This window comes from Nonomuraea deserti (assembly GCF_004348685.1).
Taxonomy (GTDB): Bacteria; Actinomycetota; Actinomycetes; order Streptosporangiales; family Streptosporangiaceae; genus Nonomuraea; species Nonomuraea deserti.
On sequence record NZ_SMKO01000151.1, the window covers coordinates 1 to 25,619 of the forward strand.

Annotated in this window: 23 protein-coding genes and 1 pseudogene; 10 read left to right on the top strand and 14 right to left on the bottom strand. The window is 71.7% G+C overall.

From position 1 onward, the window contains the following. On the top strand, positions 1–713 hold a 713-nt coding region (locus tag E1292_RS36835; RefSeq protein WP_439331934.1), incomplete at its 5' end, for a hypothetical protein. Between the two features lie 38 nt (positions 714–751). On the opposite strand, the gene E1292_RS36840 is transcribed toward E1292_RS36835, so the two are convergent. Continuing rightward, positions 752–2,029 carry a cytochrome P450 gene (locus E1292_RS36840; RefSeq protein ID WP_165974942.1) on the bottom strand — a complete coding sequence of 426 codons (1,278 nt, stop codon included), beginning with the start codon at positions 2,027–2,029 and terminating at the stop codon, positions 752–754. Positions 2,030–2,172: 143 nt separating this feature from the next. Between E1292_RS36840 and E1292_RS36845 the strand changes: the two genes are divergently transcribed. Further along, positions 2,173–3,402 carry a phospholipase D-like domain-containing protein gene (locus tag E1292_RS36845; RefSeq protein ID WP_132602203.1) on the top strand — a complete coding sequence of 410 codons (1,230 nt, stop codon included), beginning with the start codon at positions 2,173–2,175 and terminating at the stop codon, positions 3,400–3,402. 21 nt (positions 3,403–3,423) lie between these two features. Here the strand turns inward: E1292_RS36845 and E1292_RS36850 are convergent, their stop codons facing one another. The 4 genes from E1292_RS36850 to E1292_RS36865 form a co-directional block, all read right to left on the bottom strand. Then, entirely contained in the window at positions 3,424–5,775 is a 2,352-nt protein-coding gene (locus E1292_RS36850; protein ID WP_246090590.1) for a penicillin acylase family protein, read from the bottom strand. 129 nt (positions 5,776–5,904) lie between these two features. Next, positions 5,905–8,187 carry an FtsX-like permease family protein gene (locus tag E1292_RS36855; RefSeq protein ID WP_132602206.1) on the bottom strand — a complete coding sequence of 761 codons (2,283 nt, stop codon included), beginning with the start codon at positions 8,185–8,187 and terminating at the stop codon, positions 5,905–5,907. Further along, entirely contained in the window at positions 8,184–8,894 is a 711-nt protein-coding gene (locus E1292_RS36860; protein WP_132602209.1) for an ABC transporter ATP-binding protein, read from the bottom strand. The genes E1292_RS36855 and E1292_RS36860 overlap by 4 nt, the downstream gene beginning before the upstream one ends. After that, positions 8,891–9,418 (bottom strand): PadR family transcriptional regulator, encoded by a 528-nt coding sequence (locus E1292_RS36865; protein WP_132602212.1) that lies wholly within the window; start codon positions 9,416–9,418, stop codon positions 8,891–8,893. The genes E1292_RS36860 and E1292_RS36865 overlap by 4 nt, the downstream gene beginning before the upstream one ends. Before the next feature lie 433 nt (positions 9,419–9,851). Between E1292_RS36865 and E1292_RS36870 the strand changes: the two genes are divergently transcribed. Both E1292_RS36870 and E1292_RS36875 read left to right on the top strand, forming a co-directional pair. Next, the gene (locus E1292_RS36870) at positions 9,852–10,367 is read left to right on the top strand and encodes a MauE/DoxX family redox-associated membrane protein (RefSeq protein ID WP_132602215.1); all 516 of its coding nucleotides are present in this window, start codon (positions 9,852–9,854) and stop codon (positions 10,365–10,367) included. Continuing rightward, complete coding sequence (locus tag E1292_RS36875; protein WP_132602218.1) at positions 10,367–10,888, top strand: TlpA family protein disulfide reductase; 522 nt, start codon at positions 10,367–10,369, stop codon at positions 10,886–10,888. Before E1292_RS36870 ends, E1292_RS36875 begins: the two co-directional genes overlap by 1 nt. A 95-nt stretch (positions 10,889–10,983) precedes the next feature. Here E1292_RS36875 and E1292_RS36880 read toward each other — a convergent pair whose 3' ends face one another. Together E1292_RS36880 and E1292_RS36885 are read right to left on the bottom strand one after the other, a co-directional pair. Beyond that, on the bottom strand, positions 10,984–11,742 hold the full coding sequence (locus E1292_RS36880; RefSeq protein ID WP_132602221.1) for an AfsR/SARP family transcriptional regulator: 759 nt from the start codon (positions 11,740–11,742) through the stop codon (positions 10,984–10,986). Between the two features lie 139 nt (positions 11,743–11,881). Then, entirely contained in the window at positions 11,882–12,061 is a 180-nt protein-coding gene (locus E1292_RS36885; protein ID WP_132602224.1) for a hypothetical protein, read from the bottom strand. A gap of 119 nt (positions 12,062–12,180) precedes the next feature. Here E1292_RS36885 and E1292_RS51695 point away from each other — a divergent pair, with 119 nt between their 5' ends. Further along, complete coding sequence (locus E1292_RS51695) at positions 12,181–12,318, top strand: hypothetical protein (RefSeq protein WP_165974943.1); 138 nt, start codon at positions 12,181–12,183, stop codon at positions 12,316–12,318. A gap of 167 nt (positions 12,319–12,485) precedes the next feature. Here E1292_RS51695 and E1292_RS36890 read toward each other — a convergent pair whose 3' ends face one another. Next, positions 12,486–12,674: a hypothetical protein gene (locus E1292_RS36890; protein WP_132602227.1), complete on the bottom strand. Its 189-nt coding sequence runs from the start codon at positions 12,672–12,674 to the stop codon at positions 12,486–12,488. Between the two features lie 382 nt (positions 12,675–13,056). On the opposite strand from E1292_RS36890, the gene E1292_RS36895 reads away from it, so the two are divergent. Further along, a complete protein-coding gene (locus E1292_RS36895) occupies positions 13,057–13,815 on the top strand; it encodes a class I SAM-dependent methyltransferase (RefSeq protein WP_132602230.1) in 759 nt (252 codons plus the stop codon). 70 nt (positions 13,816–13,885) lie between these two features. Here the strand turns inward: E1292_RS36895 and E1292_RS36900 are convergent, their stop codons facing one another. From E1292_RS36900 to E1292_RS36910, 3 genes are all read right to left on the bottom strand, one after another. Next, on the bottom strand, positions 13,886–14,911 hold the full coding sequence (locus E1292_RS36900) for a WD40 repeat domain-containing protein (RefSeq protein WP_132602233.1): 1,026 nt from the start codon (positions 14,909–14,911) through the stop codon (positions 13,886–13,888). 95 nt (positions 14,912–15,006) lie between these two features. After that, positions 15,007–15,861 (bottom strand): MauE/DoxX family redox-associated membrane protein, encoded by an 855-nt coding sequence (locus tag E1292_RS36905; protein WP_132602236.1) that lies wholly within the window; start codon positions 15,859–15,861, stop codon positions 15,007–15,009. Beyond that, positions 15,858–17,813, bottom strand: coding sequence for an ABC transporter ATP-binding protein (locus tag E1292_RS36910; RefSeq protein WP_132602257.1), 1,956 nt, complete (start codon positions 17,811–17,813; stop codon positions 15,858–15,860). The genes E1292_RS36905 and E1292_RS36910 overlap by 4 nt, the downstream gene beginning before the upstream one ends. A gap of 247 nt (positions 17,814–18,060) precedes the next feature. Between E1292_RS36910 and E1292_RS51700 the strand changes: the two genes are divergently transcribed. Both E1292_RS51700 and lanL read left to right on the top strand, forming a co-directional pair. Then, positions 18,061–18,231 (top strand): SflA family class IV lanthipeptide, encoded by a 171-nt coding sequence (locus E1292_RS51700; protein ID WP_165974944.1) that lies wholly within the window; start codon positions 18,061–18,063, stop codon positions 18,229–18,231. A 113-nt stretch (positions 18,232–18,344) separates the two neighbouring features. Continuing rightward, positions 18,345–21,056: a class IV lanthionine synthetase LanL gene (gene lanL, locus E1292_RS36915; protein WP_132602239.1), complete on the top strand. Its 2,712-nt coding sequence runs from the start codon at positions 18,345–18,347 to the stop codon at positions 21,054–21,056. Between the two features lie 68 nt (positions 21,057–21,124). Here the strand turns inward: lanL and E1292_RS36920 are convergent, their stop codons facing one another. Both E1292_RS36920 and E1292_RS36925 read right to left on the bottom strand, forming a co-directional pair. Beyond that, positions 21,125–23,410: a polysaccharide lyase 8 family protein gene (locus tag E1292_RS36920; protein WP_132602242.1), complete on the bottom strand. Its 2,286-nt coding sequence runs from the start codon at positions 23,408–23,410 to the stop codon at positions 21,125–21,127. 219 nt (positions 23,411–23,629) lie between these two features. Continuing rightward, complete coding sequence (locus E1292_RS36925) at positions 23,630–24,274, bottom strand: TetR/AcrR family transcriptional regulator C-terminal domain-containing protein (RefSeq protein WP_132602245.1); 645 nt, start codon at positions 24,272–24,274, stop codon at positions 23,630–23,632. Positions 24,275–24,481: 207 nt separating this feature from the next. Between E1292_RS36925 and E1292_RS36930 the strand changes: the two genes are divergently transcribed. Beyond that, positions 24,482–24,925 carry a hypothetical protein gene (locus E1292_RS36930; RefSeq protein ID WP_132602248.1) on the top strand — a complete coding sequence of 148 codons (444 nt, stop codon included), beginning with the start codon at positions 24,482–24,484 and terminating at the stop codon, positions 24,923–24,925. Then, positions 24,922–25,503: a nitroreductase/quinone reductase family protein gene (locus E1292_RS36935; RefSeq protein ID WP_246090591.1), complete on the top strand. Its 582-nt coding sequence runs from the start codon at positions 24,922–24,924 to the stop codon at positions 25,501–25,503. The genes E1292_RS36930 and E1292_RS36935 overlap by 4 nt, the downstream gene beginning before the upstream one ends. On the opposite strand, the pseudogene E1292_RS54360 reads toward E1292_RS36935, so the two are convergent. After that, positions 25,487–25,619 (bottom strand): annotated as a pseudogene (locus tag E1292_RS54360) (cytochrome P450); the annotation flags it as partial. The gene E1292_RS36935 and the pseudogene E1292_RS54360 sit on opposite strands and share 17 nt — an antisense overlap.

Here is a 25,619-nt window from a genome sequence, read left to right on the forward strand (position 1 = left end):
GGCCCAGCGGTGTCCGGGTGACGCCCGGCCTCCTCAGCGGGGCCATGGCGGTGCTCGTGCTGATGGTGTTCACGGTCGCCTTCCTGCTGACGAGGCAGGAGCCGCCGCCGGCGCCGCCGGGCAAACCCGTCTCCGCGCGGACGACGGCCCCGTCCGCGCCGCCCAGCACGCAGCCCCCGGCCAGCACGCAGCCCTCGACGAGCGAGCCGCCCCCGACCGGCGAGGCGAAGTTCTCCAGCGACGTCGACCCGTGCGACCTCCTCACCGAGGAACTGCTGACCAAGCTGGTGGTCTTCCCCAAGCAGCAGAAGATCTACAAGGAGGAGTGCGAGTGGACGACCCTGACCCCGTACGGGGCGGGGCTGCCTGACAACATGTCCTTCAACCTGAAGGTGTACACGAAGGTGTTCCCCGACGGGTTGACGCAGGCGCACGAGGAGTTCGTCGCCCGCCGGCACGAGGCGTCGCTCATCCCCCGGGGCTACACCAAGGCCGAGCCAGCCGTTGGGGACGATTCCTATGTCACCGCGTACACGCTGGAGGGCAGCGACAGGGGGCCCACGAAGGCGGTCGTGGGGGTCCGGGTGAGCAACGCGGTGGTGGAGGTCGAGTACGGCCGCTCCGTCCCCCAGGACGCCGAGGGCAGGCTGACCGCGGGCGCGCTGGAGACGGCCCGTACGGTCGCGGAGAAGCTCAGCAGCGGCGGGGACTGAGGGGACCCGGGGCGGTGCCCCGGGTCGAGGTGGCCGTCTCAGGACCAGGTGACCGGCAGCGAGTGCACGCCGAAGATGAGCATCTCGTTGCGTACCGGCACCTGGTCGGCCGGGACCGCGAGGCGCAGATCCGGCAGGCGGGAGATCAGCTCGCCCAGCCCTATCCGCATCTCGACCCGGGCCAGCTGCTGCCCCAGGCACTGGTGGATCCCATGCCCGAAGGCCAGGTGCGGGGCACGCGATCGGCGCACGTCGAGCGCGTCGGGATCGGGCCAGTGCCGCGGGTCACGGTTGACCTCGGGCGTGGCGATCACGACGGTCGCGCCGGCCGGGATGTCCACGCCGCCCAGCGTCACCGGCTCCGTGGTGACCCGGCTGACCCCGAGCTGGATGATCGACAGGTACCGCAGCAGCTCCTCCACCGTGTTGTCGATCAGGCCGGGATCGGCACGCAGCGCCGCGAGCTGGCCGGGATGCTCCAGCAGCGCGAACATGCCGAGACCCAGCATGTTCGCCGTGGTCTCGTGGCCCGCGTTGAGCAGGATGAGTGCGACATCGACCAGCTGCGCGTCCGTCAGGGGCGGCTCGGCGTCGTGGACGAGCCCGGACAGCAGGTCGTCGGCGGGGTCGGCGCGTTTGCCCGCCACCAGCCGCTGCATGAACGCGTACAGTTCGGCGCGCGCCACGGCCTGCTCCTCCGGGGCCGCGTTCGCGTTCAGCCCGATCGCCGTACGCTCCTGGAACAAGGCGCGGTCGGCGTAGTCCACGCCCAGCAACTCGCAGATGACCAGCGAGGGCAGCGGCAGCGCGAACGCCGGCACCAGATCGGCCCGCGTGCCCGCCGCCTTCATCGCCTCGATGTGCTCGGCCGCGATCTCCGTCACCCGCGACTCCAGCTCCCGCATCCGCCGCACCGTGAACTGGCCCGTCAGCAGCCGGCGCAACCGGGTGTGCTCCGGCGGGTCCATGAAGACGAAGAGCCCGTCCTCCCGCTCCGCCGCCTCCGGCTTCCGCGGCTGCGCGGCCTCCATCTCGGCCACCTCGTGCGGCTGCAGCGACGTCGCTTCCCGGTGGCGCACCTTGTCGGCGCTGAAACGCGCGTCCGACAGCACCGTACGGGCCTCCTCGAACCCCGTCACCAGCCACGCCCGGGCGCCGTTCAGCAGGTCCAACGGCCGGACCGCGCTCTCGCCTCGCAGGCCCGGCGGCGGATCGAACGGGCAACGCCCTCGCTCCACCAGGTCCGCCGGCAGGATCCGCCGCATCGCCGTGGGGTTCACGCTGGGAGATTCCTCGGTCAAGCTGTCTTCGGCCATCAGCACGTCCTGTTCTCGGTCGGGGTCACTCAGAAGACCCTACAAAGATGCACAGCGCGCATCAATGCTCGTCGTGCAAGAACGCACTCCTGACGCGGAGAGGATGAAAGCGGATGTACAGCGAGCCGGGCTAAGGTCTCGCCATGTTCTCGCACATCATGGCCGCGGCCGTCGCCCTGCCCCTCCTGTGGCCCGGCACGGCCGGTGCGCACACCGTACGCCAGGCGCCGCTCGGAGCCGTGTTCAACAATCCCGGCACGGCGGACGCAACCAAGATCGTCGACCGGCTGATCACCCTGATCGGCGGCGCGGAGGCGGGCTCCGACATCAGGGTGACGGCGTTCGAGTTCACCGACCCCGATGTGCTCGCCGCTCTCAAGGCCGCGCACGACAAGGGCGTCAACGTCAAGGTCCTGGCCGACGGCGGCGCCAAGGACAGCGACCAGTTCAGGGATCTCGCCACGGCGCTGGGCGGCGACACCAGCCGGCCGTCGTGGGCGACCCACTGCCGGCACGACGGCAACTCCTCGACCGCCTGCGTCGGCGACGTCCCCGGCGACGACGGGTCGAAGATGCACAACAAGTTCTACCTGTTCTCCAGCACCCTCGGCAGCTCCGACGTCGTGATGCAGTCAAGCGCCAACCTCAAGAAGGGCGGCTCGGGGACAGGGCAGTGGAACAGCTCCTACACCCTCTCCGACAAGGCCGTCTATGACGCCTACCTGGCGTACTTCGACGACATGCTGCGGATGAAGCTGGTCCCCGACTACTACGAGACGCATCCACCGGTCGAGACGCCCACCATGAAGGTCTACCACTCGCCCCGCGAGGACGGCGACACCATGGACAACATCCTCGGCCACGTGAAGTGCAAGGGCAACACGGAGGGCGGCACGACCGGCGACCACCGTACGATCATCCGGGTCTCCACCTGGCACATCGCGCGGACGGCCGTGGCGAGGCGGCTGTGGGACCTGGACCAGCAGGGCTGCTACGTCGACATCGTGTACCGGCACGCCGGCGAGGCCGCCCTCGAAGCGCTGCTGAAGCCGCCGAACGGCTATCACGGTCCGGAGATCCGGACATTCGAGAACGCTCCAGGAACGCACCAGAAGGACCTGCTGATCGACGGCACGTACAACGGCGAGATCAACCAGAAGGTGGTCTTCACCGGCAGCATGAATCTCAATCCCTCATCGCTCCGCGAGAACGACGAGACCATGCTCCGCATCACGGACCCCGAGGTCCATCGGGCCTTCAAGGAGAACTTCTGGGAGGTCCGGGAGGCCGCCGACGTCGACGTCCAGACCAGCAGGAAGCGGGCGGGAAGTCTGCCCGCCACCGTCGAGTCACCCGACGAACGAGCGGAGTGACCGCCGGAACGCTGGCGTCCGCTAGCGCAGCGACGTCGTCACCAGCTGCGGGTACGCCCGGATCTCGGCCTCCGTGAACCGTTCGGTCACCCACTGGCCGCGCGAGAACAGCTCGGTCTGGTCGGCGTGGTGCGGCGAGGCCGAGCTGGCCGACAGCGAGTACGTCAGCACGGTGCGGGTGCGCGGCCCCGCCGGGGTCAGCTCCACGGCCATCATGAAGCTGGAGCCGGTGTTGACGTCCGGGTAGCGGCCGTCTGTGCTCAGCGAACCGCCGGTACGGATCCGGTCGAAGCAGCCCTCCCCCTCGGTGCACCCCGGCACCGGGACGGCGCCGTACCGCTGGGCCTGCCCCGGCGTGAGCGTCAGCGGGACGTCGTTGGCCGTGAAGAACTGCACGGCGTCGGCCAGCGCGGTCCGCACCACCGGATGGGCGATGTCGAGCCCGCGCGGCGTGGTGAGCGGGTGCTCGGCGTCGAACGGCACCTTCCACCAGCTCTTCGGCGGGGCGATCGACCCGTCGGGCCGCCTCTGCGGGCCGTTGAGGCCCATGAAGAACTCCCGCCACAGGATCGCGCCCCGGCTGTCGAGGCGGGCCCGCCCGTCCCAGGCCGCCAGCGTGTCGCAGGCCCGGCGGACGTCGACCTTCTCGCCGTCGCTCGCCGTCATCACGGGCTCGGCCCGGCACAGCGCGCGCAGATCGGGGCGGAGCAGTTCGGCGCTCAGGTTGCGCTTGCCGGTGGCCGTCTTCTGGAGGGTCTCCAGGGTGAAGCCGGGGGCGCCGAGCCCGTCGTCGCCCGACAGCCGCTGCGCGATCATGTCGAGGCCGACCCGGGTCCGCAGATCCCGCATTCTACGGACGTTGCCGTAGATGTGCGGATAGTCCGTGAGCGGGGCCTCGGGATTGGTCAGCCAGGGGCTGGCGTTGGCGTTCGCCACGTAGTCGGCGCGGGTCAGCCGGGGCTGAGCGGCGGGGCCGAAGATGCCCGGCTCGATCGCGTCCGCGTCCTCGCCCCACAGGCAGTCCGACGTGGAGCCGTCCAGGATGAGCAGCTCGGGGTCGTCCTTGGCGCGGCAGCGCTCCGCCTGCTCGTCGGTGACGTGCGGGACGACCGAGGCGTCGGCGAAGTACGCCTCGCCGCCGACGTCCGTGGCGAGCGTGTAGACGAAGGGCATGCCCTGGTACGTCTCCTGCGCGCGCCGCAGCTCGGACACGTCGCGGGCCGCGCCCATGGCCAGCCACTCGTCGGCGAACCGCAGGTTGACGGCGTTGGCGTCGGCCAGGGCGATCGCCGTCTCCTCCGTCCAGCCGTTCGCCAGCACCGGGCCGTATCGGGAGGTGAACAGGGTGGTGGTGACGGGCTTGACCGCGCCCTTGGCGTCCCGGACGGTGACCGTGACCTCCTGCCGGCCCATCGGCTCCGGCCTGCCGTCCACCAGGTACGTGGTGCGCTGCCCCGGCGCGAGTTCGAGCTGGTAGAGGGTGAAGCGCTGGGCGTGGGAGACGGTGTGCGTCCAGGCCATGCTCGCGTTGTGGCCGATCTGGACCATGGGGGTGCCGTAGAGACTGCCGCCCGCCACGTCGAGCACACCCGGGATGGTCAGGTGGACCTGGTAGAAGCGGCGGCTGCCGTTCCACGGGAAGTGGGGGTCGGCCAGCAGCATGCCGTGGCCGCCGCGGGTGGCCTCGCGCCCGAGGGCGTAGGCGTTGCTGCCGGGGGCGTTCACCCTCTTCGAGGGACGCTTGCCTTGCGACTGTCCTGAGGCGGCGATGGCCTCCTTGAACTGGGAGCTGCCGCCCAGGCGGCCGAGGTCGAGCAGGTTCATCCAGACGTCCGCGGCCGTGATGGGGCCGACCCACGCCTTGCCCCGGCAGGCCGGGTCGGGCAGCCTGGCCACGCCCGTGTCGCTCAGATAGCGGTTGAACCCGGCGACGTAGCCGTTCACGAGCGCGCGCAGCGCGGCGCTGGGGCCGTGGGGCGCGGGGCGGGCGAGCACCCGGCGCAGAGCGCCCGACGCCTGGACGCTCTTGTAGTACACGTCGCTGGCCAGGTTGGAGATCGGGTCGGCGACGTCGTCCGACCTCGCCTCCGCGCCGAAATGGCGCGACCGCTCGCCGCGCAGGGTGAGGGCCCACGAGGCCATGACGCACAGGTTGTCCTGCGCGAACGCGTAGCCGTAGCCGTAGCCGAGGCCGCCGTGGTCCTTCGCGGAGATGTGCGGGATGCCGTACTCGGTGCGCCTGATGTCGGCGGCGTAGCGGCCTTCGGCGGCTCGCGCCGGGGCGACGCCGCTCCCCGGCGCCGCCACGAGGAGGGCGCCGGCCAGGGCCGCTACGAGCGCTGCGGCCGTACGCCGGACAAGGGTCATGGTCATCGGCAGTCCTGTTCGAGGCGGGCCCTGTTCGAAGCGGGCCTGTTCAACGTGGGCTTGTTCACAGCGGGCTTGTTCAACGTGGGCTTGTTCAACGTGGGCTTGTTCAAAGCGGGCCTGTTCAAAGCGGGCCTATTCGAAGCGAGCGTTGTCGGGGGCGGTCACGCGCTTGAGCAGTGGCAGCCCGGTGAAGATCACCAGCAGGGCGGCCAGCAGCCCGCCGCCGAGGGTCAGGAAGTAGGCGGGGCCCGGCAGCGCCGGGGGCGCGCTCTTGATGGCCAGCTGGTCGACCAGCGGCTCGGCCACGCCGAAGCCCGCGGCCGCCGCCACCAGAGCGGCCAGCACCATGGGGGCAGCCGTCTCCAGCAGCACCACCCTCGACAGGGTCCGCGTGGGCGTGCCGCACAGCCGCAGCAGGGTGAACGGCTGCCTGCGCTCCACCACGCCGCCGGTGACCGCCACCAGCAGGCCGCAGCCCGCCACCAGCAGGGTCAGCGCGACGATGGCCAGCGCCACGCGTTCGGCCTGGTCCAGGAGCACCGCGCGGGCCTGGGCGACCTCGGCGAACGTCACCGGCGTCTCGGCGCTGCCGGCGCGGGCGACGTACGGGGTGAGCAGCGTACGGATCTCTTCGCGGACGGCCGGGTCGTCGGCGCTGATCAGCACCGCCGCCAGGGGCAGGCCGGCCGGGGCGGCGGGCGCGGCCGTGTTGGCCGGGTCGACGAGCGGCAGGTTGCGGTCGACGGAGAGCATGTTGTCGCCGGTCAGCAGCCGGTTGAAGTCGGCCGCCACCGCGCGGGTGCCCGGGGCGCACCGGCCGAGCGCGGGAAAGCCGGTCAGGGCGTCGCAATCGACAAGGTGACCGAGCAGGAAGTCGGGCCGGCAGCCGGGGCCCGGGTCGCACGGCGGAGGGCCGTCGGGCCAGGGCGGCGTATCGGCCCTGCGGTAGATCGGCAGGACGGTGACGCCGGGACGGGCGCGTACTTCGGCGAGCAGCTCGGACGCCGTGGCAGGCGGCAGAGGCAGGCCCTGGGCGGCCTCGGCGTACCCGAACGACGCCCGCATGACGTTGTTCAGCGTGCCGCCGCCCGCCGCCTCCTGGCCCGAGACGACGGCGGGGACGATGCCGGCGACGGCCGTGCCGATGAAGACCGCCAGCACGATCCCGTTCACCGACCTGAAGGCCCCCTTGGGGTCGGCCGCCAGCCGCTGGGCGGCCAGCAGCGTCGCCGGGCCGGGCGTGACCCTGGCGACCAGCCGCGCGGCCAGCATCGTCAGCCAGGGCCCGGCCACCACGAGACCGACCATGATCAGCGCCAGGCCGACATCGACGAGCACCGCGTCCGGTTCCCTGCCGTCCGCGAACACCGGGCCCGCGAACAGTCCCAGCCCCGCCACGAGCGGGACGATCCGCCACCATCCCGGAGCGGAGGCCCGCACCCTGCCTGCCACGCCGAGCGGCGTGATCCGCACCCGGCGCAGCGACCACAGGGCGGCGCCGGCGGCGGCGAGCGGCACGCCCGCGACCACGGCGGCGTACTGGAGCGCGGTGGGCGCGACCACGTCGGGGAAGAAGCGGGAGCCGGTGATGGAGACGTCGGCCAGGGCGGGCCGCAGCGCCTGGAAGACCCCGATGCCGGCGAGCGCGCCCAGCAGCGCGCCGAGCGCCGCGTCGACCGAGGCGATCGCGTTGATCTGCCGCGCGGTGGCGCCCGCCAGCCTGATCGCCGCGAAGCGCGCCTCGCGGCGGGTGGCGGCCAGGCGCGTGGCCGTGCCGATGAGGACGAGCAGCGGAAAGATCAGGCCGACGGCGGCGATGCCGAAGCCGTGCTCGTACAGGGCCGTGGTGTCGTCCACGGGCGGGGTGGTGGCGACGGCGTCGACGGCCACGGTGCCGGCCATGGCGGCCAGCTCGCCGGGGGTCCGGCCGACGACGGCGACCAGGTCGTCCGGGCCGGACAGCGCCGCCCGCCCGATCAGCCCCGTACGGGTGCCGGGGAAGCGGTCGGCGAGTTGCTCTCGTGGCACGGCCTCCATCAGCTCGGCGAGCGCGGGCGAGACGTGATACCGCCCCGCGCCGGGCAGCTCGGGGACGCCGGGAAGGGCCGGCGCGGGTGCCTCCGCGTCGAGCACGGCGACGTCGAGACGCTTGATCGGGCGGCCCGCGTAGGAGTCCTGGCGGTGGTTCCACAACACGGCGCCCGGGGTGGCGCCCAGCGCCCAGCCGCCCGGCGCGGAGCCGGTCGTGCACTCCCAGCAGGGTCGGCCCGCGGTCACCTGGAAGGCGTTGAACAGCGCCACCGTGGACAGCAGCACCGTCACCCCCATCGCGACGGCGGCGGTGACGAGCGCCAGCCGGACGGCCGCCTCCCGGCCGCCGCGCAACGACAGCCGCAGGCCCAGCCAGAACGTCATCGGACGGCCTCGCCGGCGTAGGGGTCGGTGATCCTGCCGTCGCGCACCATGACCTCCCGGTCGGCGCAGGCGGCGACGCGGGGGTCGTGGGTCACCAGGATCACGGTCGTGCCCTCCTGGCGGGCCAGGCCGACGAGCAGATCCATGACCTTCTCGCCGGTGAGCGAGTCGAGCGCGCCGGTGGGCTCGTCCGCGAAGACCACCTTGGGCCGCGTCACCAGCGCCCTGGCGATCGCCACGCGCTGCGCCTGCCCTCCGGACAGCTCGCCCGTGCGCCGCCCGCCCAGCTCGTCCAGCTCCAGCCGCCGCAGCCAGCCGGCCGCCCGCTGGTAGGCCTGCTTGCGCCTGACCTTGCCGAGCAGCAGCGGCAGGGCGACGTTGTCGGCCACCGTGAGCTCCGGCACCAGCCGGCCGAACTGGAAGACGAAGCCGAACGCGGTGCGGCGCAGCTCGGACCGCCTGGCGTCGTTCAGGGTGTCCAGCCGCCGCCCGTCGAACCAGACCTCGCCCGTGTCGGGGCTGAAGATGCCGGCCAGGCAGTGCAGCAGCGTGGACTTGCCGGAACCGCTCGGGCCCATGATCGCCAGGATCTCTCCCGCCGTCACGGCCAGGCTCGCCGCGCGCAGCGCCGGCGTCCGGCCGTACGAACGGTCGATGGCACGGGCCTCCAGGAGCGGGCCCGGCACGGGAAGGGCGTCAACGGTCATGCGGGCCGGACCGTTTCCGCCAGCGCGCCCAGCCGGGCCGCGGTCACGTCGATCCAGCGCAGGTCGGCCTCCAGGTGGAACATGCCGTGATCGGCCAGCAGGGCGTCCACGAGAGCGCCGCCGCGTTTGATCTCCGACAGCTCGCGCATGCGCCGCATGTGCGTGGCGCGCTGGACGTCCAGGAAGCGCTGCGCGTCGCGGCCCAGCATCAGCGCCAGCACGACCTTCGTGAACAACACCGTCTGCAGGTACGGCTCCGCCGCCACCGGCTCGGTCAGCCACGCCTCCACCTCCTGCCTGCCTGCCGGGGTGATGGCGTAACGCTTGCGGTCGGGGCCGTCGCCGCGTTCGCTCTGACCGGCCGTGACCTTGCCGTCCCTGGCCAGGCGGCCGAGCGTCGAATAGACCTGCCCGAAGGGGAGCGGCTTTCCCCTCCCGAAGTAGGTGTCGTAGTCGCGCTTCAGGTCGTAGCCGTAGCTGGGCTCGCGGTCCAGGAGGCCCAGCAGCGCCAAGGGGACTGTCATGACGGACGACTATACACCCGAGGTATATACGCGGCGTACAAGAGCCAGGGAGGCGCGGGTCATGACGACCGGGCGTCAGGTATCTCTCTCTGAACAGCCCCGATCCCGACAGCTCTACTGGGAGCAGGACTCCTCTTCCTGGCCGGCAAGCGACGGGAGAAACCCATGGCTCGGCACCCGGCGCGCAGGCTGGTTCCCCGCATGATCGCGGCGATGGCTCTGCTGGCGCTCGCCTGCGCCGTGCTGATCGGGGCGGCGCTGCCGGCCGGGATGGGCTGGCCCGTCGTCGTGACGGGCGTGGCGGTGGCGCTCCTCTCGCAGTGGCGGGCGACCGAGTGGCTGGCCCGCGGAATGACGCGGGCGCGCATTGGCGGGGCTCGACGCCAGCGGCGCGCTAGAGGCACGCTAGACGAACCGGAAAACATGTCCTGTCGTGGATCTCTTGCTCGTAGCATGCCAGGTTCTGCTCGGGGTCGTCTTCGCGGTCTCCGCGTTCACCAAGCTCCGTAGCGGTGCGGCTGTGCGGTCGTTCGCGGCGTCCTTGACGATGCTGCCGGACGGTTTCCGCCTGCCCGCCGCCGGTGCGGTGGCGGCCGGCGAGGCCGTGGCGGCCATCCTCATGCCCATCCCGGAGGCAGGGCTGGCCCTGAGCGCGATCCTGCTCGCCGGGTTCACCCTGGTGATCATGGTTTCGATCCGGAAGGGCGTACGCGCGCCGTGCCGCTGCTTCGGCTTCTCCGCGACCCCTCTCGGGGGGGTACACCTGGTCCGCAACGCCCTGCTGCTGCTCGTGGTGGCGCTGGGCGGCGCGGGCCTGATCTACTCCGGCGGCCCGCCGGCCGCCGCCGGCCTGGCGGTGGCGGTGCCGGCCGGGCTGGCGGGGGCGATCGTGCTGATCGCCTTCGATGACATCGCTGGACTGTTCACGGAAACGTCGGGGAGTGTGTGATGCCGTACCTGGTCGCCGCGGTCGTGCTGGTCGGTCTGCTGTGCATGGTGAATCTGCTGCTGACCGTGGGCGTGATCCGCCGGCTCCGTCAGCAGGCCGCCCGGCAGGGCTCTCCCGAGCCGATGGCGGGGGGAGGCCTCGCGCCGGGTGACAGGATCCCGGAGTTCGCCGCCACGACCACGAACGGCGAGCCGATCTCGGGGGAACTGCTCGGCGGCCCCGCCATGGTGGGCTTCTTCTCGGCGGGGTGCAAGCCGTGCAAGGACCTGCTGCCCCGGTTCGTCGAGCGGGCACGGCAGACGCCGGAGGCGGTGCTCGCCGTGGTGACCGCCGGCTCTGACGAGGACCCGGCACCGTACGTCGAACAACTCGCTCGGGTGGCGAGCGTCGTTTCCGAGGAGCCGCAGGGCCCCGTCCAGTCGGCGTTCAAGGTCGCCGGCTACCCGACCGTCTTCCTGATCGACGCGGACGGAACGGTGGCCAGCAGCGATCACATCCTGCCCACCACGGTGGGCACCTGAGCCGCGCTCAGCTGTTCGCGGTTCGCCGATCCGCGCCCGTCGATCACCCCCCGGGGGATGGCCGGATCGCTGCTGGTGATCAGCCTTCGGCGGGCCTACTCCATGACGAGGACGCTGTCGCCCTGGAGGATCTCCTGATGTTGCCGGCGTAGTGCGTCGGCCGGCTCGATGCCGAGCTCGGAGCCGAGGATGTCGCGCAACCGGCGGTAGGCGGCGAGCGCCTCGGCACGGCGGCCACGGCTGGCGAGCGCCTGCAACAACATCGCCCACGAAGCCTCACGAAAGGGATGGTCCTCGACGAGCCGCTCCAGCTCCGGGATGACACGGTTGTGGTGGCCGAGCCGCAGTTCGGCCTCCACGCACAGCTCGCGTGCGGTCAGATGGAGCTCGTCCAGGCGGCGGCGCTCGGCGCGGACGAGCTCGACGTCGATCTCCGGCACCACGGGGCCGCGCCATACCGCCAGGGCCTCCCGCAGCAGCTTGACCGCGGATCCCGCATCGCCTTCCGTCAGGGCGTCCGCCCCCTCGGCGACGGCCGTCTCGAACACCCTGACGTCGACCGCCCGGTCCGGGACGATCAGGGTGTAGCCGTTTCCCACGGTGGCCAGGTCCACGCCGTCGGCGGCGAGCGCGGACAGAGCGCGCCGCAGGCGGTACACGTACGTCTGCACGCTCGCCTTCGCCGTGGTGGGCGGCCCGTCCTGCCAGAGCTCGGAGATCAGCCGGTCGATGGTGACCACCTCGCCCGGACGCAGGATGAGAACGGCGAGAACAGCCTGCTGCTTGGCGGCCCGGACCGTGATCGCCCGGCCGCCGCCATCCGCCACCGTCAGGCGTCCCAGCAATGTCAACATGCACCCACCTCCGGCCGGAATTCTGGTCGAAGGCGGTATGTTCCGGGTATGCCTGCCCGTCACGTTCGGACGGCCTCAGCTCGACCGGGCGATCGTGGCGGGACGGGCAGGCACTGCGAGGGCTCCCCCGGTTACCCCGTCAGCAGCCGTTCTCGCTGATGATCTCGTACTTGGTGCAGCTTCCGTCACAGCAGTGGGCGCGGAGCCTGATGGGGTAGATGCACTTGTAGATGTAGTAGCACTCCACGGCCGCAGCGCTCTCCTGCGGGACGATCATCGCCAGCAGCCGGTCGCTGAGCTTTCCTAGAGCAGACGTCATGACCCATTCCTCTGTAGTAGGGGTTGCCTATTCCCTCCGCCCGCCGGCGCGTGTGTGCAGCGCACGAGCGGAGACGACACGGCGTCAAGGTTTGCTCATCGCCCTAGCCCGTCGATCGCGTGCCGCTAGCGCACCGCCGCCGGCGATCACCCGGTGCGCGGCGCTGGGGACCGTACGCCCGGATGGGAGCCGAGGCGGACGCCCGCGAGGTGATCGACCACCTCGCGGGGCACCTGGCCGCGCGCGGCGGCTCCTGACCGCCGGTGTCCGCGGGCGGCCAGGGCGGCCCTGGACCTGACAGTCGTGCGCGTGTGTCCCCGGATGCAACAGATCCTCAACAGATCCTCAACACAAGGAGTCCCACACTTCTCCTTGATGTCCCCCTTCACAAGGGACGAGTCAGCGGAGAAGGGAACCGTATGCGTTACTTGAGCACCTCCACGGCCGTGCTCGCGACCGCCGGCGCGATCGCGGGCCTGGCCTTGGTGAGCGCCCCGGCCGCCCAGGCCGCGACATCCATGCCGTGCACGTCGATCTCGGCCAGTGGCCCGAACCTGGACGACGGCTGGGGCGTCATGAAGGGGTCGTACAACCTCAAGAGGAAGCCGGTCACGCGCACCTGCAACGTCAGGCGGATGCACAGGGGTCAGGTGCTCTACTTCCACTGCTGGACGAAGAATCCTACGGCAACCTCTGGGTCTACGGGCGGGTCAAGGGGACCAGGACGTACGGGTGGATGTCCGTGGCCAACTTCCGATCCGTCCACGGCTCCAGCTACCCGGAGTGCAACTGGAACAAGAGCAAGGACCACACGTAACACGATGAGGGCGGCGGTGGCGGCCGGGTCTGCCACCGCGTGCTGCCGATGCTTCACGTGCGCCCGGCCGCAATGCCGGTCTTGCGGCATGACGCGACGCTGCCTATCGTGTCGATGTATCAGCCTGATATATCGGCCCGATGGTTCGGGATGGTCCGACTGGCGCGCGGGAGCTGCGATGAGGCGGATCGACCACGACACGGAGCAGTACAAGGACTACGCGCGCGGCCGCGCGCTCGACGAGCGGCAGTTGCGGACATGGATCAGTGCCTTCGAAGCGGTGCTGCCGGAGCGGCGTCCGCTGGCGGGGCTGGACGTCGGCTCGGGGACCGGCAGGTTCACCCCCGCGCTGGCGAGCGCGTTCGGGCCGGTCACCGGCATCGAGCCGGCGGTCCGCATGCGCGAGACGGCGCAGGCGCACGCCCCGCATCCCGGCGTGCGATATCTGGCAGGCTCCGCCGAGGACATGCCGGTGCCGTCCGGCAGCGCCGACTACGCTCTCATGTTCCTGTCCTGGCACCACGTCCAGGACAAGCCGGGGGCGGTCCGGGAGCTGGACAGGGTGCTCAGGCCGGGCGGGCGGCTGCTGCTGCGCGCGAATTTCAGCGACCACCATCCCGGACCGTGGTGGCTGGAGCACTTCCCCCGCGGCTTAGAGGTGGACGCCTCGCTGTTCCAGCCGCTGCACGAGGTCATCGCGATGTTCACGTCGGCCGGCTGGCGCGTCGCCGATTTCGGCACGGTGACCGAGCCGTCCTCCGGCACTCGCGGTGACATGCTCGAACGGCTGCGCCTGCGCACCCTGTCGTTCTTCGCTCAGCTCACTCCCGACGAGCTGGAGGCCGGCTTCCGCCGCCTGGAGGAGGCCGTTGCCGCGGATCCCGGCGCACCGGCGCCGGATTTCCCTGAGCCGCTGCTCACGCTCGAACGGCGCTGAACGTGCCGGCACCGCCTCGTCGACCCGGGCCGCGATGACTCACCCCCGCGCCGGCCGCGCGGGGCGAACGTCACAGGTCGAGTGGCTGCAGGTAGATCGTGCCGTCCGGGGACCCCGCGACCACGACGACCGCGCCGTCCATCTCCGTCACCGCCATGTACCGTGCCTTTCCGCCGGCGAGTACGGGGTCGCTGACCTGCTCTCCCCCGGCCAGATCCCAGGCGGCCACCCCCTTGTCCGCCGCCAGGATCATGGTCGGCCTGCCGTCCACGTCGGTGACGGCGAGATCGGTGATCGAAGCGTCGGGCCATTCGATCTCCCGGTCGGCCTCCACCCACTCGCCGCGGTCAGCGTCCTCCTGCCAGAATGTCACCGTGTCCCCGCCCGAGACCATGATGACGGGGCGCCCGTCGATCTCCGCGATCCCCGTCGAGCGTTCCGTGTAGCGCGACCGGACGGCGTCCGGAAACAACCTTTCAGGATAGTCGCCTTCCGGGATCCGCACCGCGTGCTGACCGCTCCCGTCCGCCGCGACCGCGACCAGCCGCCCGTCCAGCATCCTGACCGTGATCTGCTGGTACTCGGTCAAGGGAGCGCTTCCTCTCATACGCGTGCCGGCGCCCAGATCCCAGAACTCGATCCCCTCCATGTCCCCCGTCGTGACCGCGACGGTGCGATCGTCGACGGTTGCGATGACCATGTCCTCGAATCTGAAGAAGTAGCCGCCCTCGACCGGCTTGCTGAGGAAGGTCTCCTCGCCCGTACGGAGATCCCACAGCCGCAGGCTCTGGTCGCTGGACCCGACGACGGCCACCTGCCGGCCATCGACGTCCGCGACCGCCATGGTCTGGATGACGACGTTCTCCGGACCCACGGCCAGCCGCCTGATCTCCTCACGTCCGGCCGCATCCCACAGGCGCACGGTGTCGTCGTCGCTCATGCTGACCACGACCTTCCTGCCGTCGAGCTCGGTCACGGCCAGTTTCGTCACGAAGCCGCGATGCCCGACCAGCGTGACCTCCACGGGCGGTGGCCACTCGGCGACGAAGACGAGGAGCACCAGGGCAACGACGATCGCCATCCGTCTGCGCCACATGCTCGCGCATGCTACGGACACCGCCTTTCAATCGGCTTTCAGCCTCGATGGGGCGTACGAGCATGCATCCAAGCAAGACCGGCATTCTCGGCAGGTCAGCGCTCGTCTCGGGGAGCGGCCGCTCCGGCGCGGGACAGGATCTGCTCCAATTGTGCGGGCGCGGCCGCACCGCCGGCGGCCAGGACGGTGCGGGCGCGGTCGGTCACCACCACGTACGGCGGCCACGGGATGTCGTTGCGGTCGAAGACGTCCGGGTCCACGACCACGGGCAGCCCGTCACCACCGTGTCCGTCCACCGCGCTGACCAGCACGACCTCCAGACGGGCGGCCGTCGCGGCGAACTCCGGCAGCATCGCCCCGCACAACCCGCACGCCGGCGAGACCAACGCGTACATCACCCGGTCGCCGGCCGGCTCCGGCGCGCCGTTCAGCGCGAAGGGGGTGCCGGGGCGCGGTCCGGACGCTGCCCTGTCCCTGTTCACACGCAGCAGCCGCGCGGGCACGATGGCCAGCCCGAGCAGGACCGCCGCCACGGGAAGCTGGACGGGCGCGAACGCGGTCGGGCCCGCCAGTGCCGCCGTCACCGCGAGGACCAGCAGCAGGCCCGTACGCAGCAGCGTGCCGGCCCCGACGAGGTCACGGCCGCCGAAGCACCCGCAGTCCACGGCCATCCCGCGCCGCACGACGGAGGCCATGGCCGCCAGGAACGCCGCGAACAGGAGGCCCGCCGCCACGGCGCCCCACCGCCGGCCGCCCGGCACGAGCAGCAGCCCGGCGGCGACCAGCTCGGCCACGAGCACGCCCACTGCGGCCGGCCTGGCCAGCCCGTCCGGCAGCACCCGGTAGCCGGCCACCGACCGGGCGAAGCCGGGCACGTCCCGCAGCTTGCCCAGCGCCGCGGCCAGCAGCACCGCGGTCACGGCGAGGTACGCGGACTCTGCGGCGATCACGGCACCGCCTGGTGGTAGGCCGAGGCCTGCAGCTCGTACAGGCCGGCGTACAGGCCGTCGCGTTCCATCAGCTCGGCGTGCGTGCCGTGCTCGGCGATCGCGCCGCCGTCGAGCACGTAGATGCGGTCGGCGTAGCGGACGCTGGCCAGCCGGTGGGTGATGAGCACGATGGTGCGGTCGTCGGCGTGGCCGCGGATCCGCTCGAACAGGGCGTGCTCGGCGCGGGCGTCCAGGGCCGAGGTCGGCTCGTCGAAGATGACCAGCGCGGCGTCGCGGTAGAAGCCGCGTGCCACGGCGATGCGCTGCCACTGGCCGCCCGACAGGTCGTGGCCGCCCCGGAATCGGCGGTCGAGCAGCGCGTCGTAGCCGTCGGGCAACCGCGACACCACCTCGTCGGCGCCTGCCGCGGCGGAGGCGGCGGCAAGCCGGTCCTCCTCCAGGGGGCGCCCCATGACGATGTTCTCGCGGACGGTGAGCGGCCAGCGCGTGTGATCCTGGGCGATCACGGAGATCCGCCGCCGCAGCGCGTCACCGTCGAACGCGGCGAGGTCCGCGCCGTCCCAGCGGATCGTGCCCTCCTGCGGCTGGTACAGCCCGGCCAGCAGCTTGGCCAGGGTCGTCTTGCCCGAGCCGTTCTCGCCGACCAGGGCGATGACCTCGCCGCGGCCGACCGTCACGCTGACGCCCGACAGTGCGGGCCGGTCGGCGCCGGGGTAGGTGAACGTGACGTTCTCGGCCGTCACCAGGTGGAACGGCGCCGGCTCCGCGGAGGGTGAGGGCGTGGCGGGCGGCGGGGGGATCCGCTCCTGGGCCAGCTCGCGGAAGGCGAGGTAGTCGCCGAAGTAGAGGCCCGCCTCGTACAGCCGGTTCATGGTCTGGATCAGGGCGGTGAGCGACACCTGCCCGGTCCTGATCGCCAGCACCGCCGCGCCGGCCACCGACAGCGGGATGACGCCGACGGCCAGCAGCACGCCGAGCACGGCGTACACGCCGGCCGTGGCCACGCCGGTCAGCAGGTCACCGCCCGCTTTGATCATGGTCCGCCGCCGTGCCACGTTGAGCTGGACGTCCTGCTCCAGGTCGGCCACCTTGGCGTACTGGCCGAGCAGGAAGTCCCTGAGCGTGAACGCCCGCACCTCGGCGGCGGGCTGCCGCTCGGCCATCAGGTCCGACAACATGAACTTGCGCCGCCGCGCGGCGGACAGCCGGTAGAACGCCTGGTAGCCCAGGCGCGCCATGCGCACCGCGGCCCATCCCGCCGGCACGGCGGCCACCAGCAGCAACGGCATGAGGATCGGGTGCAGCAGGCCGAGCGCCACGGCCGAGGCCAGCACTCCGACCGCGCCGGTGACCACGGCGATCGTCGTCTCCACCACGGTGGCGGTGTCGGGCACGCCGCTGTCGCGGGCCCGCCGCATCGCGTTGTGGAAGTCGTGGTCGTCGAACGCGGCCAGCTCCACCCGGGTGGTCAGCTCGAACAGGCGGGTCTCGGCCAGCCGTTCGACCAGCGGTTTCAGCCGGGCCTGCGCCCATCCGGCGCCGGCCAGCAGCGCGCCGCGCAACCCGGTGGCGGCGGCCACGAGCAGCAGCGAGGGCAGCGCCGCCCGCACCCGGTCGGGTGTGGGACCGGCGGCGAACAGCGAGGCCAGCACGTCAGAGGTGGTCACCAGGCCGAAGACGGTGAAGACGCCGGCCGCGAGGTTGCCCACCAGGGCCACGGCCGTTTCGCGCGGGCCGGCGTGCCAGGCCATCCGCAGGGCGGCGGCCACCAGGGACGGCAGCTTGCGGGCGATCGTGCCGAGGGTGGCGGTCAGCAGGTGCTCGTCGTGGCTCTCCCAGTACGCGACCATGAGCCCCGACCGGTCATCCGGGACGCTCGTCCCGCGTTTGCGCCGCCAGAGCCTCACGCGAGGGCGCCGTTCCAGGAGCGGCACACCGGAGATCCCCCCCATCACGCACGCCAATCTAGAAGATCGAACTCATGGTGTAAAGGTGCATGTAAACAGATTTTGGGCGTTACTGCTGCCCCCTGGACAGGCTTCCGGATATATGCACATAATGCATCCGTTTGCTCGCGATGCGGGAACGTACCCACGATTCCTGCTCGTGGGCAGGGCACGGGAAAGGCGCCCACCGGTGCACTCCCGAGGCTCGGATCCCCACGTCGGCCGCCCATAGGCGGCTAAGGAAGGAGCCCTTATGTCGGTCCTCGCCCTGGAGCCCCGCGACGCCGGAGTGCTGGAGTACGAAGACCTCGCCGTCGACTTCGAAGGCGAGTTGAACAAGCTGCTCCATGGCCCTCAAGCCTGCGTCAACACCTGCAAGCGTACGGTGTGCAGCAGCTTCCCGTGCTGCCCGTCCATTGTGTGAAGCGCCTGATCCCACGCGGTGACGCGTGGTGACGTGAAGCGCTGGAGAAAGGCCATCGGCGCGGTTCTGGTGGCCTTTTCTCGTGCGAGGCCGACGTACTCCGTTATCGGGGGATGACTGTGGACAGTAATGTGGTCGACCGCCTTACCCAATTTGCCGAGTCGAACTGTAGGGAAATAAACGAGGACGACACGTGGATCAGCGTCCACGACCCTCACCACGAGATTCCATTACAGGGCTGGAAAATCCACATCTCCGCACGTCCCGGCACGCTCGCCGGCACCCTTGACCGCGCGTTGCCCATTCTGGCGGGCACCGGCTACGCCTTCAAGGTCGCCCGCTCCGCCCGCAGGCTCATGGAGCTCAACTCCGGCGACGTCGACCCGGGAGCCGTGGGCAAGGCCATGACGATCTACCCGGATCAGGACGCGGTGGTCGAGCTGGGCCACACCCTCGCCGACGCCCTGTCCGGGTTGTCGGCCCCGCGCATCGTCAGCGATCGGCAGGTCCGCCCCGACGCTCCCGTGTACTACAGGTACGCCCCGTTCGCCCCGCAGTACCGCGTGGACGAGAACGGCGATTTCGAGCTGATCGTGATCGGCCCGGACGGCGAGCACCTGCCCGGCGCCGCCGGCCCCGAGTTCACCTGCCCGCCCTGGGCCACCGACCCGTTCCGCCCCACGGAGCCGGCCGAGGCCGGCCCGTCGGAGGCGCGGCGGTCCGGCGCACCGACGTCACCGGAGGGACCAGCGGAGACGGCCGGGCAGGCCGCCGGCACCGGCCGGGTCATCGGCGGCCGGTACCGCGTGACGTCCGGCGTGGTGCGCGGCCCGCGCGGCAACGTCTACCGCGCCGTCGACGCCACCGGCCGGCGGGTCGTGGTCAAGGAGGCCCGCGCATTCGTCGGGGAGAACGTCGAGGGCTGGGACCTGCGGATGTACCTCCGCAACGAGCTGCGCGTCCTCCAGGCGCTCAAGGGCGTGGCGGGCGTACCGGAGCCGATCGACCACTTCCGGCACGGCGAGGACGAATTCCTCGTCATGACCGACGCGGGCAGCCGCGACCTCAACCGGTTCGTCGCGGAGAACGGCCTGTTCGGCGAGGAGCCCGCGAGCGGTGAGCGCGACCTCGGCGCGCTCGCCGTCCGGCTGCTGGAGGTGATCGACGCGGTGCATTCGCACGGCGTCGTCATCCGCGACCTGTCGCCCAAGAACGTCGTGCTCGGCGAGGACGGCCGCTGCACCCTCATCGACTTCGGCAACAGCAGGTACGACGGGCTGCAGCTGCCCGGTTGGAGCCGCGGCTACAGCGTCCCCGACCAGCACACCGACCGCGAATCCGGGCCCGCTGACGACTACTTCTCCCTGGGCGCCACCCTGTTCTTCGCGGCTACCGGGATGAACCCGATCATGATCGGCCCGGACCCGGTCCGCAACGTCGAGCGCACGCTCATGTGCCTGGCGGGGATGTTCCCGGACGTCACGACGGGCGTTGTCGGCCTGCTGCCCGGCCTGCTGAGCCTCGACCCGGCCGACCGCGCTGCCGCCGCCGCCGGGATCAGGTCCGTCCACGGGCCGCGCCCGGCGGCGGCCGCGACCGGCTTCGGCGACGGGCGGCCGCCCGCGAGGCGGTGGAGGCTGCCCGCCACGCCGGCGCTCACCGGGGAGCTGCTGTCCAGGGCGCTCGACCACACCGTACGCGAGTGCGCGGCCTTCGCCGAGCGGCTGATGGCGGCGCCCGAGGACGCTCGCCGGGAGAGCCCGCCGGTGACCAACGTCTACGGCGGCTGCGCCGGAGTCGGCATGGAGTTGCTGCACCACCCGGAGGCCAGAGCCGTGGCCGCGGACCTGGCCCGGTGGACGTCCCGCGTGATGCCGCCCGCCAAGCTCCCGCCCTCGCTGTACTTCGGCCGCACCGGCACCGCCCTGTTCCTGACCGCGGCCCGCCTCGCCGCCGCGCCGGAGCTGGGGGCGCCGGACCCCGTCACCATCGACGGCCCGCAACGCGCCGACCAGGCGCACGGCGTGGCGGGCATCGGCTCGGGCCACCTGGCACTGGCCGCCCTCGACCCCGGCGACGCGCGGCACCTGCGGATCGCCGCGGAGTGCGCCCGGCTGCTGGTGACCGGTCAGGTCACGCGGTCGGAGGACGCCGTGGCTCCCGCCCAGCCCGGATCCGGCGTGTCCGTCGACGCGGCGTACGCCCACGGCGACGCGGGCTGCGCGGACTTCCTGCTCTCCTACCACGAGGCCACCGGCGACCGAGCGGCAGGCGAGGCGGCACGGGAGCGGCTGGCGGCGCTGGCCGGGCAGGCCGATGCGCTGATCGGCGAGCTGCACGGCCCGGACGCCCGGGCGATGGGAGCCTCCTGGTGCCAGGGCATGTCGGGCATCGCCGGCACACTGGCCCGCGCGGCCCGCGCGTACGGCGAGGACCGCTACCTCGACCTGGCCGAGCGGGGGGCGCGGGCGTGCCTGGTCGTCGCCCCGCAGGCCTGGGTGGTCTCCCAGTGTTGCGGCCTGGCGGGCATCGGGGAGGCGCTGATCGACCTGGCGATGGTCACGGGCGACGGCGGCTACTGGCGCCACGCCGAGAAGGTCGCCGAGCTGATGCTGGTACGGGCCGGCGGCGAGCCGGCGCAGCCGGTCTTCCCCGGCAACGACCTCGACAAGGCGGCCTACACCTGGAGCACCGGCACCGCGGGCGTCCTGTCGTTCCTGCGCCGCCTCGATCGCCGGTCGGGGGCGCGCCTGTGGACGGCCGGCTGGCGGCTGCCCGAAGCGGACCGGGCAGCGCACGCGGCGACCGGATCGGCAGCGAGGTGAGCCTGACCCGTCTTACGAGGTGAGCGGCCGCACGATCGTCGAGGCCGGGCGGCGAGCACCTCCGGGGTTCAGACGCGCACCACCGCGGTGCGGGCGTGCCCGCGGCTGCCCCCGAGTTCCACCTTGACCGCCTTCTTGGCCTTACGCACGCCGCGATCACCTGACGTGACCGATTTCACCGGCCAGGGCAGCGTGATCTTCACCTCGCCGGCGCTCCTCGACGGGTCGGAGACCGCGAGCCGTACCTGCTCGTCATCGCGACGGATCAGCAGCGCGCACGGGCCGTCGGCGGCGAGCGGCCCGTCCGCGGTCTCCACGGTCCCCGCGCGCCAGAAGACCGCGGCGAGCAGGTCGCTGCGGGAAACGGCCTGCACCCCGCCGGAGTTGGCGAGGATCTCGACCTGCCGGCCGTAGGCCGCGGTCTGCGCGATGGAGGCGCCGGGCAGCACGGCGTAGGCGTAGCGCGCCTTGCGCGGATCGGCGCCGTGCTCGATGACGATCGTCGTGTAGTGCCGGGTGACGCGGGTCTTGTCGCCTCCCGTGGTGGCGCCCTTGTCGATGTCCCGCCAGTGGCCGGTGCGCTTCTCGCGGATCACCTTCGGGTCGGCTCCGTCGAGCAGCGCGTAGCCGGCCACACCGCACAGGTGGACCCAGCCGTCGCCCCGGCACAGCGGCGGATGCCGGTCATGGGTGTTGCGGTTCTCCACGACGGTCTCGACGCGGCGGTCGTCAGAGGCGGTGATTCCGGTGCCGAGCGCGATCACCGCGTCATCGAGAAGGAACCACGCCTTCTTGGCGCGCAGCGAGGAGCCGCCGGCGACCAGCTTCATGGCCGCCACCCCGTACCCGTCGAGCGCCACGCCGCCGGCCCAGGGGGTGGGCGGCAGGCGGCGCTTGCCGTGCCGGAGATCGGCGCGCCTGCGGGTGTCCACCGTCGTGCCCGGCAGCCGGTACGGGTCGATCGTGGGCCACAGCTCGTCGTTCCAGTGCGTGAGGTCGCCGGTGTAGAGGTAGGTCATCCCGTCGCCGGTGTACCAGCCGTGCAGGTTCTCCCGGTTCATGGCCTCGGCCGCGCCGATGCGCTCCGAGCTCATCGCGATCGCGAAGGCCCAGGTGGGACGGCGGTGCACGACCCGATCCATGTCGGCGAAGACGTACGTGCCCGTCGTACGCGGGCCGATCGGCACCGACCGGTCCTCCAGCAGGGCCCTGGCCTTCGCGATGCTCGCCAGCGGCGCGAGCGTGTCGTAGGGGACGGCCTGGTTGCGGGTGAGCCAGCCCTTCACCAGCGGTTGCCAGCGCCGGGCATGGCGCTCGGGCGCCGCCTCCAGCAAGGTGAGGATGGCCTCCACGGTCTTCTGCCCCGCGTGGTAGTCGCGGTGGCCCTGGCGCGAGATGGCCCGGCCGCGTACGCAGTCCATCATCAGCCCGTCGAAGACGAACGGCACGAAGGAGCGATCCACGATGTCGTAGACCTTCCCGGTGTCGGAGATCTCCCAGGGCGAGTGCGCGAGCATGGCGATCAGCTTGGCCACGCTCTCCAGGTAGTCCACGCCGTAGCTGCCGTTGTAGGGGTACACGTCGTGCTGGATGAACGACCCGTCACGGTAGAAGCCGTCCCCCGGGCCCTTGGTCGTCCGCAGCAGGTCGGAGACCGCGTCCTTGGCCCGCTTGACGAGCCGTGCGTCGTGGGTGAGCAGTCCCCGCATCCCCACCGCCATGGCCTTGCTCGCCCGGTTGGCGCCGGTCTCGGCCACGCCGGGGTGACTGACACGGCGCTCCGGGTCGGGGCACCAGCGGCGCAACGGGCGCAGCCAGCGCTTGAGACGGTCCTCGGGCAGGCCGTCGTACAGCAGGGCGCAGGTGTCGGTCAGCGAGCGGGGCACGCCGATCTCCCACCAGAACCAGTTGCTGCCCCGCGGGTCGAGCTTCTCGTGGTAGGCGTGCTCGTACAGGAAATCCAGCGCCCTGGCCGCGGTCTCGGCGACCTGCCTGTCCCGGTGCATGGCGGTGCCCGGCGTGGCCCAGCCCAGCGCCAGGGTGCGCATGCGGTTGTAGGCGCGGTTGAAGTTGCCCGTCCGGGGGTCGTCCAGCGGCAGGTCGGGCCAGAGGCTCGGGCGGCCGGGGGCGGGTTTCAGCTTGCGCAGCACCGCATGAGCCGACCCCTCGACCGCCCGCGTCTTGTCGGCATAGGCGGGGTTGTACGACCTGCCGGCCAGCAGGCTCACCCACCGCTCACGCGCGGCGTCGAACGCGGCGCCGCCGGCCGCGAACGCGGGTTCGTCCCAGAGGGCGAGGCCGGCCACGCCCGCGGCGCCCAGCAGGGCGGACCGCCGGCTGAGGGGGTGGGACATGGAGGCCTTCCGACAATCGGGCATTACCACACCAAAAGGTCGATCATATATCGATCAGCGGCGGCTATCGCGACCCTGTCGCGCGTCGGCCAGGCTCCGGCATGCCGGGCATCTCACCGCGCCCCTCCCTCGACGAGGTCGAGCGGGGTGATGACGATCGGGTGCGCTGCGGCGGCACCACCTGGGTGCAGGCCGAGGTCCGGGCCCATCCCGGACGGGTCAAATGGTGTCGAAGCCGCGCAGCATGGCCTCGAGCGCGAACCCGAAGCGGGGGTCCGGTCCGGAGGAACGCTGGGCTCGTGTGGCCTCGGCGAGGAGCGGGGTCTCCCGCAGATCCGGATCGGGTATCGCCTCCAGCCGGTTACCAGGCGCGTGCCGGTCACGCCCGCTGGCGGCCAGGATGGCGACGTGGCCGACGACGAAACCGGTCACGGCGTACAGCATGTCCAACGCCCGTTCCAGCGGTACTCCGGCGGCCCGCAGCATGTGGAGCGCGTCCTCCATGAGGTGCAGGTTCTGCGGGGTGATCGCGGGCCGGCCGACCACCAGGGGGATGACGTTCGGGTGCGCGAGCAGGACGCGCATCAGTGTGCAGGCGTACTCGCGCAGACCCTCCTGCCATGAGGCGGCCTCGGCCAGCGGCGGCGCGGCCTGCGTGAAGAGCTGCTCGACCAGGCCGTCCAGCAGGGCGTCCTTGCCGGCGACGTGCTGGTAGAGGGACATGGCCTCGACGCCGAGCTCCTGGCCGATGCGGCGCATCGACAGCGCCTTCAGCCCTTCGCGGTCGGCCAGCGCCAGAGCCGCCTGAAGGATGGCCTGGCGGGTCAGGCCGGCGTTCTGGCCGCGGGCGCGCTTCGGGGACATGGTGGCCCTTCTCACAGCACGGATTCTTACGAGGTAAGTATAGTGGTGGAACATCAAACATACGTTGTAAGAATACGGTCTCAGGGCGACGGCGGCGGACGGCCGCACTGCCCGGCGCGCGAGTACCGCCTGGCCGGGAAGGCGGCCCAGCCGCGAGAAGCCATCAGCCACACCACGCCACTCCACGGACAAGGAAGGCCTCAAACCATGACAGTGTCGGCAAGGAAACCGAACAAGCAAGCAGCTCTCGCCCTGATGTACGGCGGCGCCGGACTCACGGTGCTCGCCACCCTCTTCGCGTTCATCGACCGGGCCGGCTTGGCCGGCCACATCCGCGCGGGTTACCCGGCTTACGGGCCGGGAGAGGTCGACGCCGCCGTCACCGCGTACACCGTGATCCTGTCCGTCGTGGGAGTGCTGGGGCTCCTCGGCTGGCTCGGCACCGTCTGGGCGGCCCGCGCAGGCAAAGGCTGGGCCCGCTGGCTGGCCTCCGGCATGTTCGCGATCGCGGTCTGCGTCGCGGTGGCGGCCGTGACCACCCAGGACATCAACGGTGAAGTCGGTCTCGCGCCGCTGCTGGGCTGGCTGCAGGTCCTTCCTTGTGTCCCCGGTCTCGCAGCGGTCTTGCTGCTGTGGAGAAGGGCGGCATGACCGCGAGGCGGATGGGGTCCCGACCCGTCCGACGCGCCGTCATACGCGGGATCGCGGCGTTCAAGCGCTGGACGTATCGGGGCGGACGGCCCAGCGCGTTCATGCGGTTCGTGAACCGGCTCGACGTGCTGATGTACAGGTTCCGGTGGTCAGCACCACGCCAGGGCGCCATTCTCCAGGTGGCCGGACGCCGCAGCGGAAGCCTCTCGCAGGTCCCTGTCGCGATCGCCGAGCACAGGGACGCCGAGTTCCTCGTGTCCATGCTCGGGCCGGACGCGAACTGGGTGCGGAACGTCCGCGCCGCGGGCGGCCGGGCCCTGCTCCGCCGTCACGGGCGCGAGATCCCGGTCATGCTGGAAGAAGTCCCGCCCGAGCGCCGCGCGGAGATCCTGCGCCGTTACCTCGCCATCGCGCCCGGCGCGAGACCGCATCTGGGTCTCGCGCCGGCGGCACCGCTGGAGCAGTTCCGCCGGATCGCCCCTCGCCATCCCGTCTTTCGCATCATCGACGGCGAGGCGCAGCGGGGCGGGCATCGTGTCGCTGGGCACGAGGGCGGAGCGGTCACGCGTCCCAGGTGACCGGGAGGCTCTTGACCCCGTAGATGTCCGCGGTCTCGGGGCGCAGGGCGACCTCTTCAGCCGGGACGGCCAGGCGCAGTGTGGGGAAGCGGTCGAGCAGCGCGGGGAGGGCGACG

Bases quoted from the DNA above. Each gene is read 5' to 3' on its own strand.
- E1292_RS36925 (WP_132602245.1), bottom strand. From the start codon at position 24,274: ATGTCCCCGAAGCGCGCCCGCGGCCAGAACGCCGGCCTGACCCGCCAG.
- lanL (WP_132602239.1), top strand. From the start codon at position 18,345: ATGACTGTGGACAGTAATGTGGTCGACCGCCTTACCCAATTTGCCGAG.
- E1292_RS36880 (WP_132602221.1), bottom strand. From the start codon at position 11,742: ATGTTGACATTGCTGGGACGCCTGACGGTGGCGGATGGCGGCGGCCGG.
- E1292_RS36900 (WP_132602233.1), bottom strand. From the start codon at position 14,911: ATGTGGCGCAGACGGATGGCGATCGTCGTTGCCCTGGTGCTCCTCGTC.
- E1292_RS36910 (WP_132602257.1), bottom strand. From the start codon at position 17,813: ATGGGGGGGATCTCCGGTGTGCCGCTCCTGGAACGGCGCCCTCGCGTG.
- E1292_RS36895 (WP_132602230.1), top strand. From the start codon at position 13,057: ATGAGGCGGATCGACCACGACACGGAGCAGTACAAGGACTACGCGCGC.
- E1292_RS36850 (WP_246090590.1), bottom strand. From the start codon at position 5,775: ATGACCATGACCCTTGTCCGGCGTACGGCCGCAGCGCTCGTAGCGGCC.
- E1292_RS36930 (WP_132602248.1), top strand. From the start codon at position 24,482: ATGACAGTGTCGGCAAGGAAACCGAACAAGCAAGCAGCTCTCGCCCTG.
- E1292_RS51700 (WP_165974944.1), top strand. From the start codon at position 18,061: ATGTCGGTCCTCGCCCTGGAGCCCCGCGACGCCGGAGTGCTGGAGTAC.
- E1292_RS36875 (WP_132602218.1), top strand. From the start codon at position 10,367: ATGCCGTACCTGGTCGCCGCGGTCGTGCTGGTCGGTCTGCTGTGCATG.
- E1292_RS36845 (WP_132602203.1), top strand. From the start codon at position 2,173: ATGTTCTCGCACATCATGGCCGCGGCCGTCGCCCTGCCCCTCCTGTGG.
- E1292_RS36855 (WP_132602206.1), bottom strand. From the start codon at position 8,187: ATGACGTTCTGGCTGGGCCTGCGGCTGTCGTTGCGCGGCGGCCGGGAG.
- E1292_RS36860 (WP_132602209.1), bottom strand. From the start codon at position 8,894: ATGACCGTTGACGCCCTTCCCGTGCCGGGCCCGCTCCTGGAGGCCCGT.
- E1292_RS36840 (WP_165974942.1), bottom strand. From the start codon at position 2,029: ATGGCCGAAGACAGCTTGACCGAGGAATCTCCCAGCGTGAACCCCACG.
- E1292_RS36885 (WP_132602224.1), bottom strand. From the start codon at position 12,061: ATGACGTCTGCTCTAGGAAAGCTCAGCGACCGGCTGCTGGCGATGATC.
- E1292_RS36935 (WP_246090591.1), top strand. From the start codon at position 24,922: ATGACCGCGAGGCGGATGGGGTCCCGACCCGTCCGACGCGCCGTCATA.
- E1292_RS36865 (WP_132602212.1), bottom strand. From the start codon at position 9,418: ATGACAGTCCCCTTGGCGCTGCTGGGCCTCCTGGACCGCGAGCCCAGC.
- E1292_RS36920 (WP_132602242.1), bottom strand. From the start codon at position 23,410: ATGTCCCACCCCCTCAGCCGGCGGTCCGCCCTGCTGGGCGCCGCGGGC.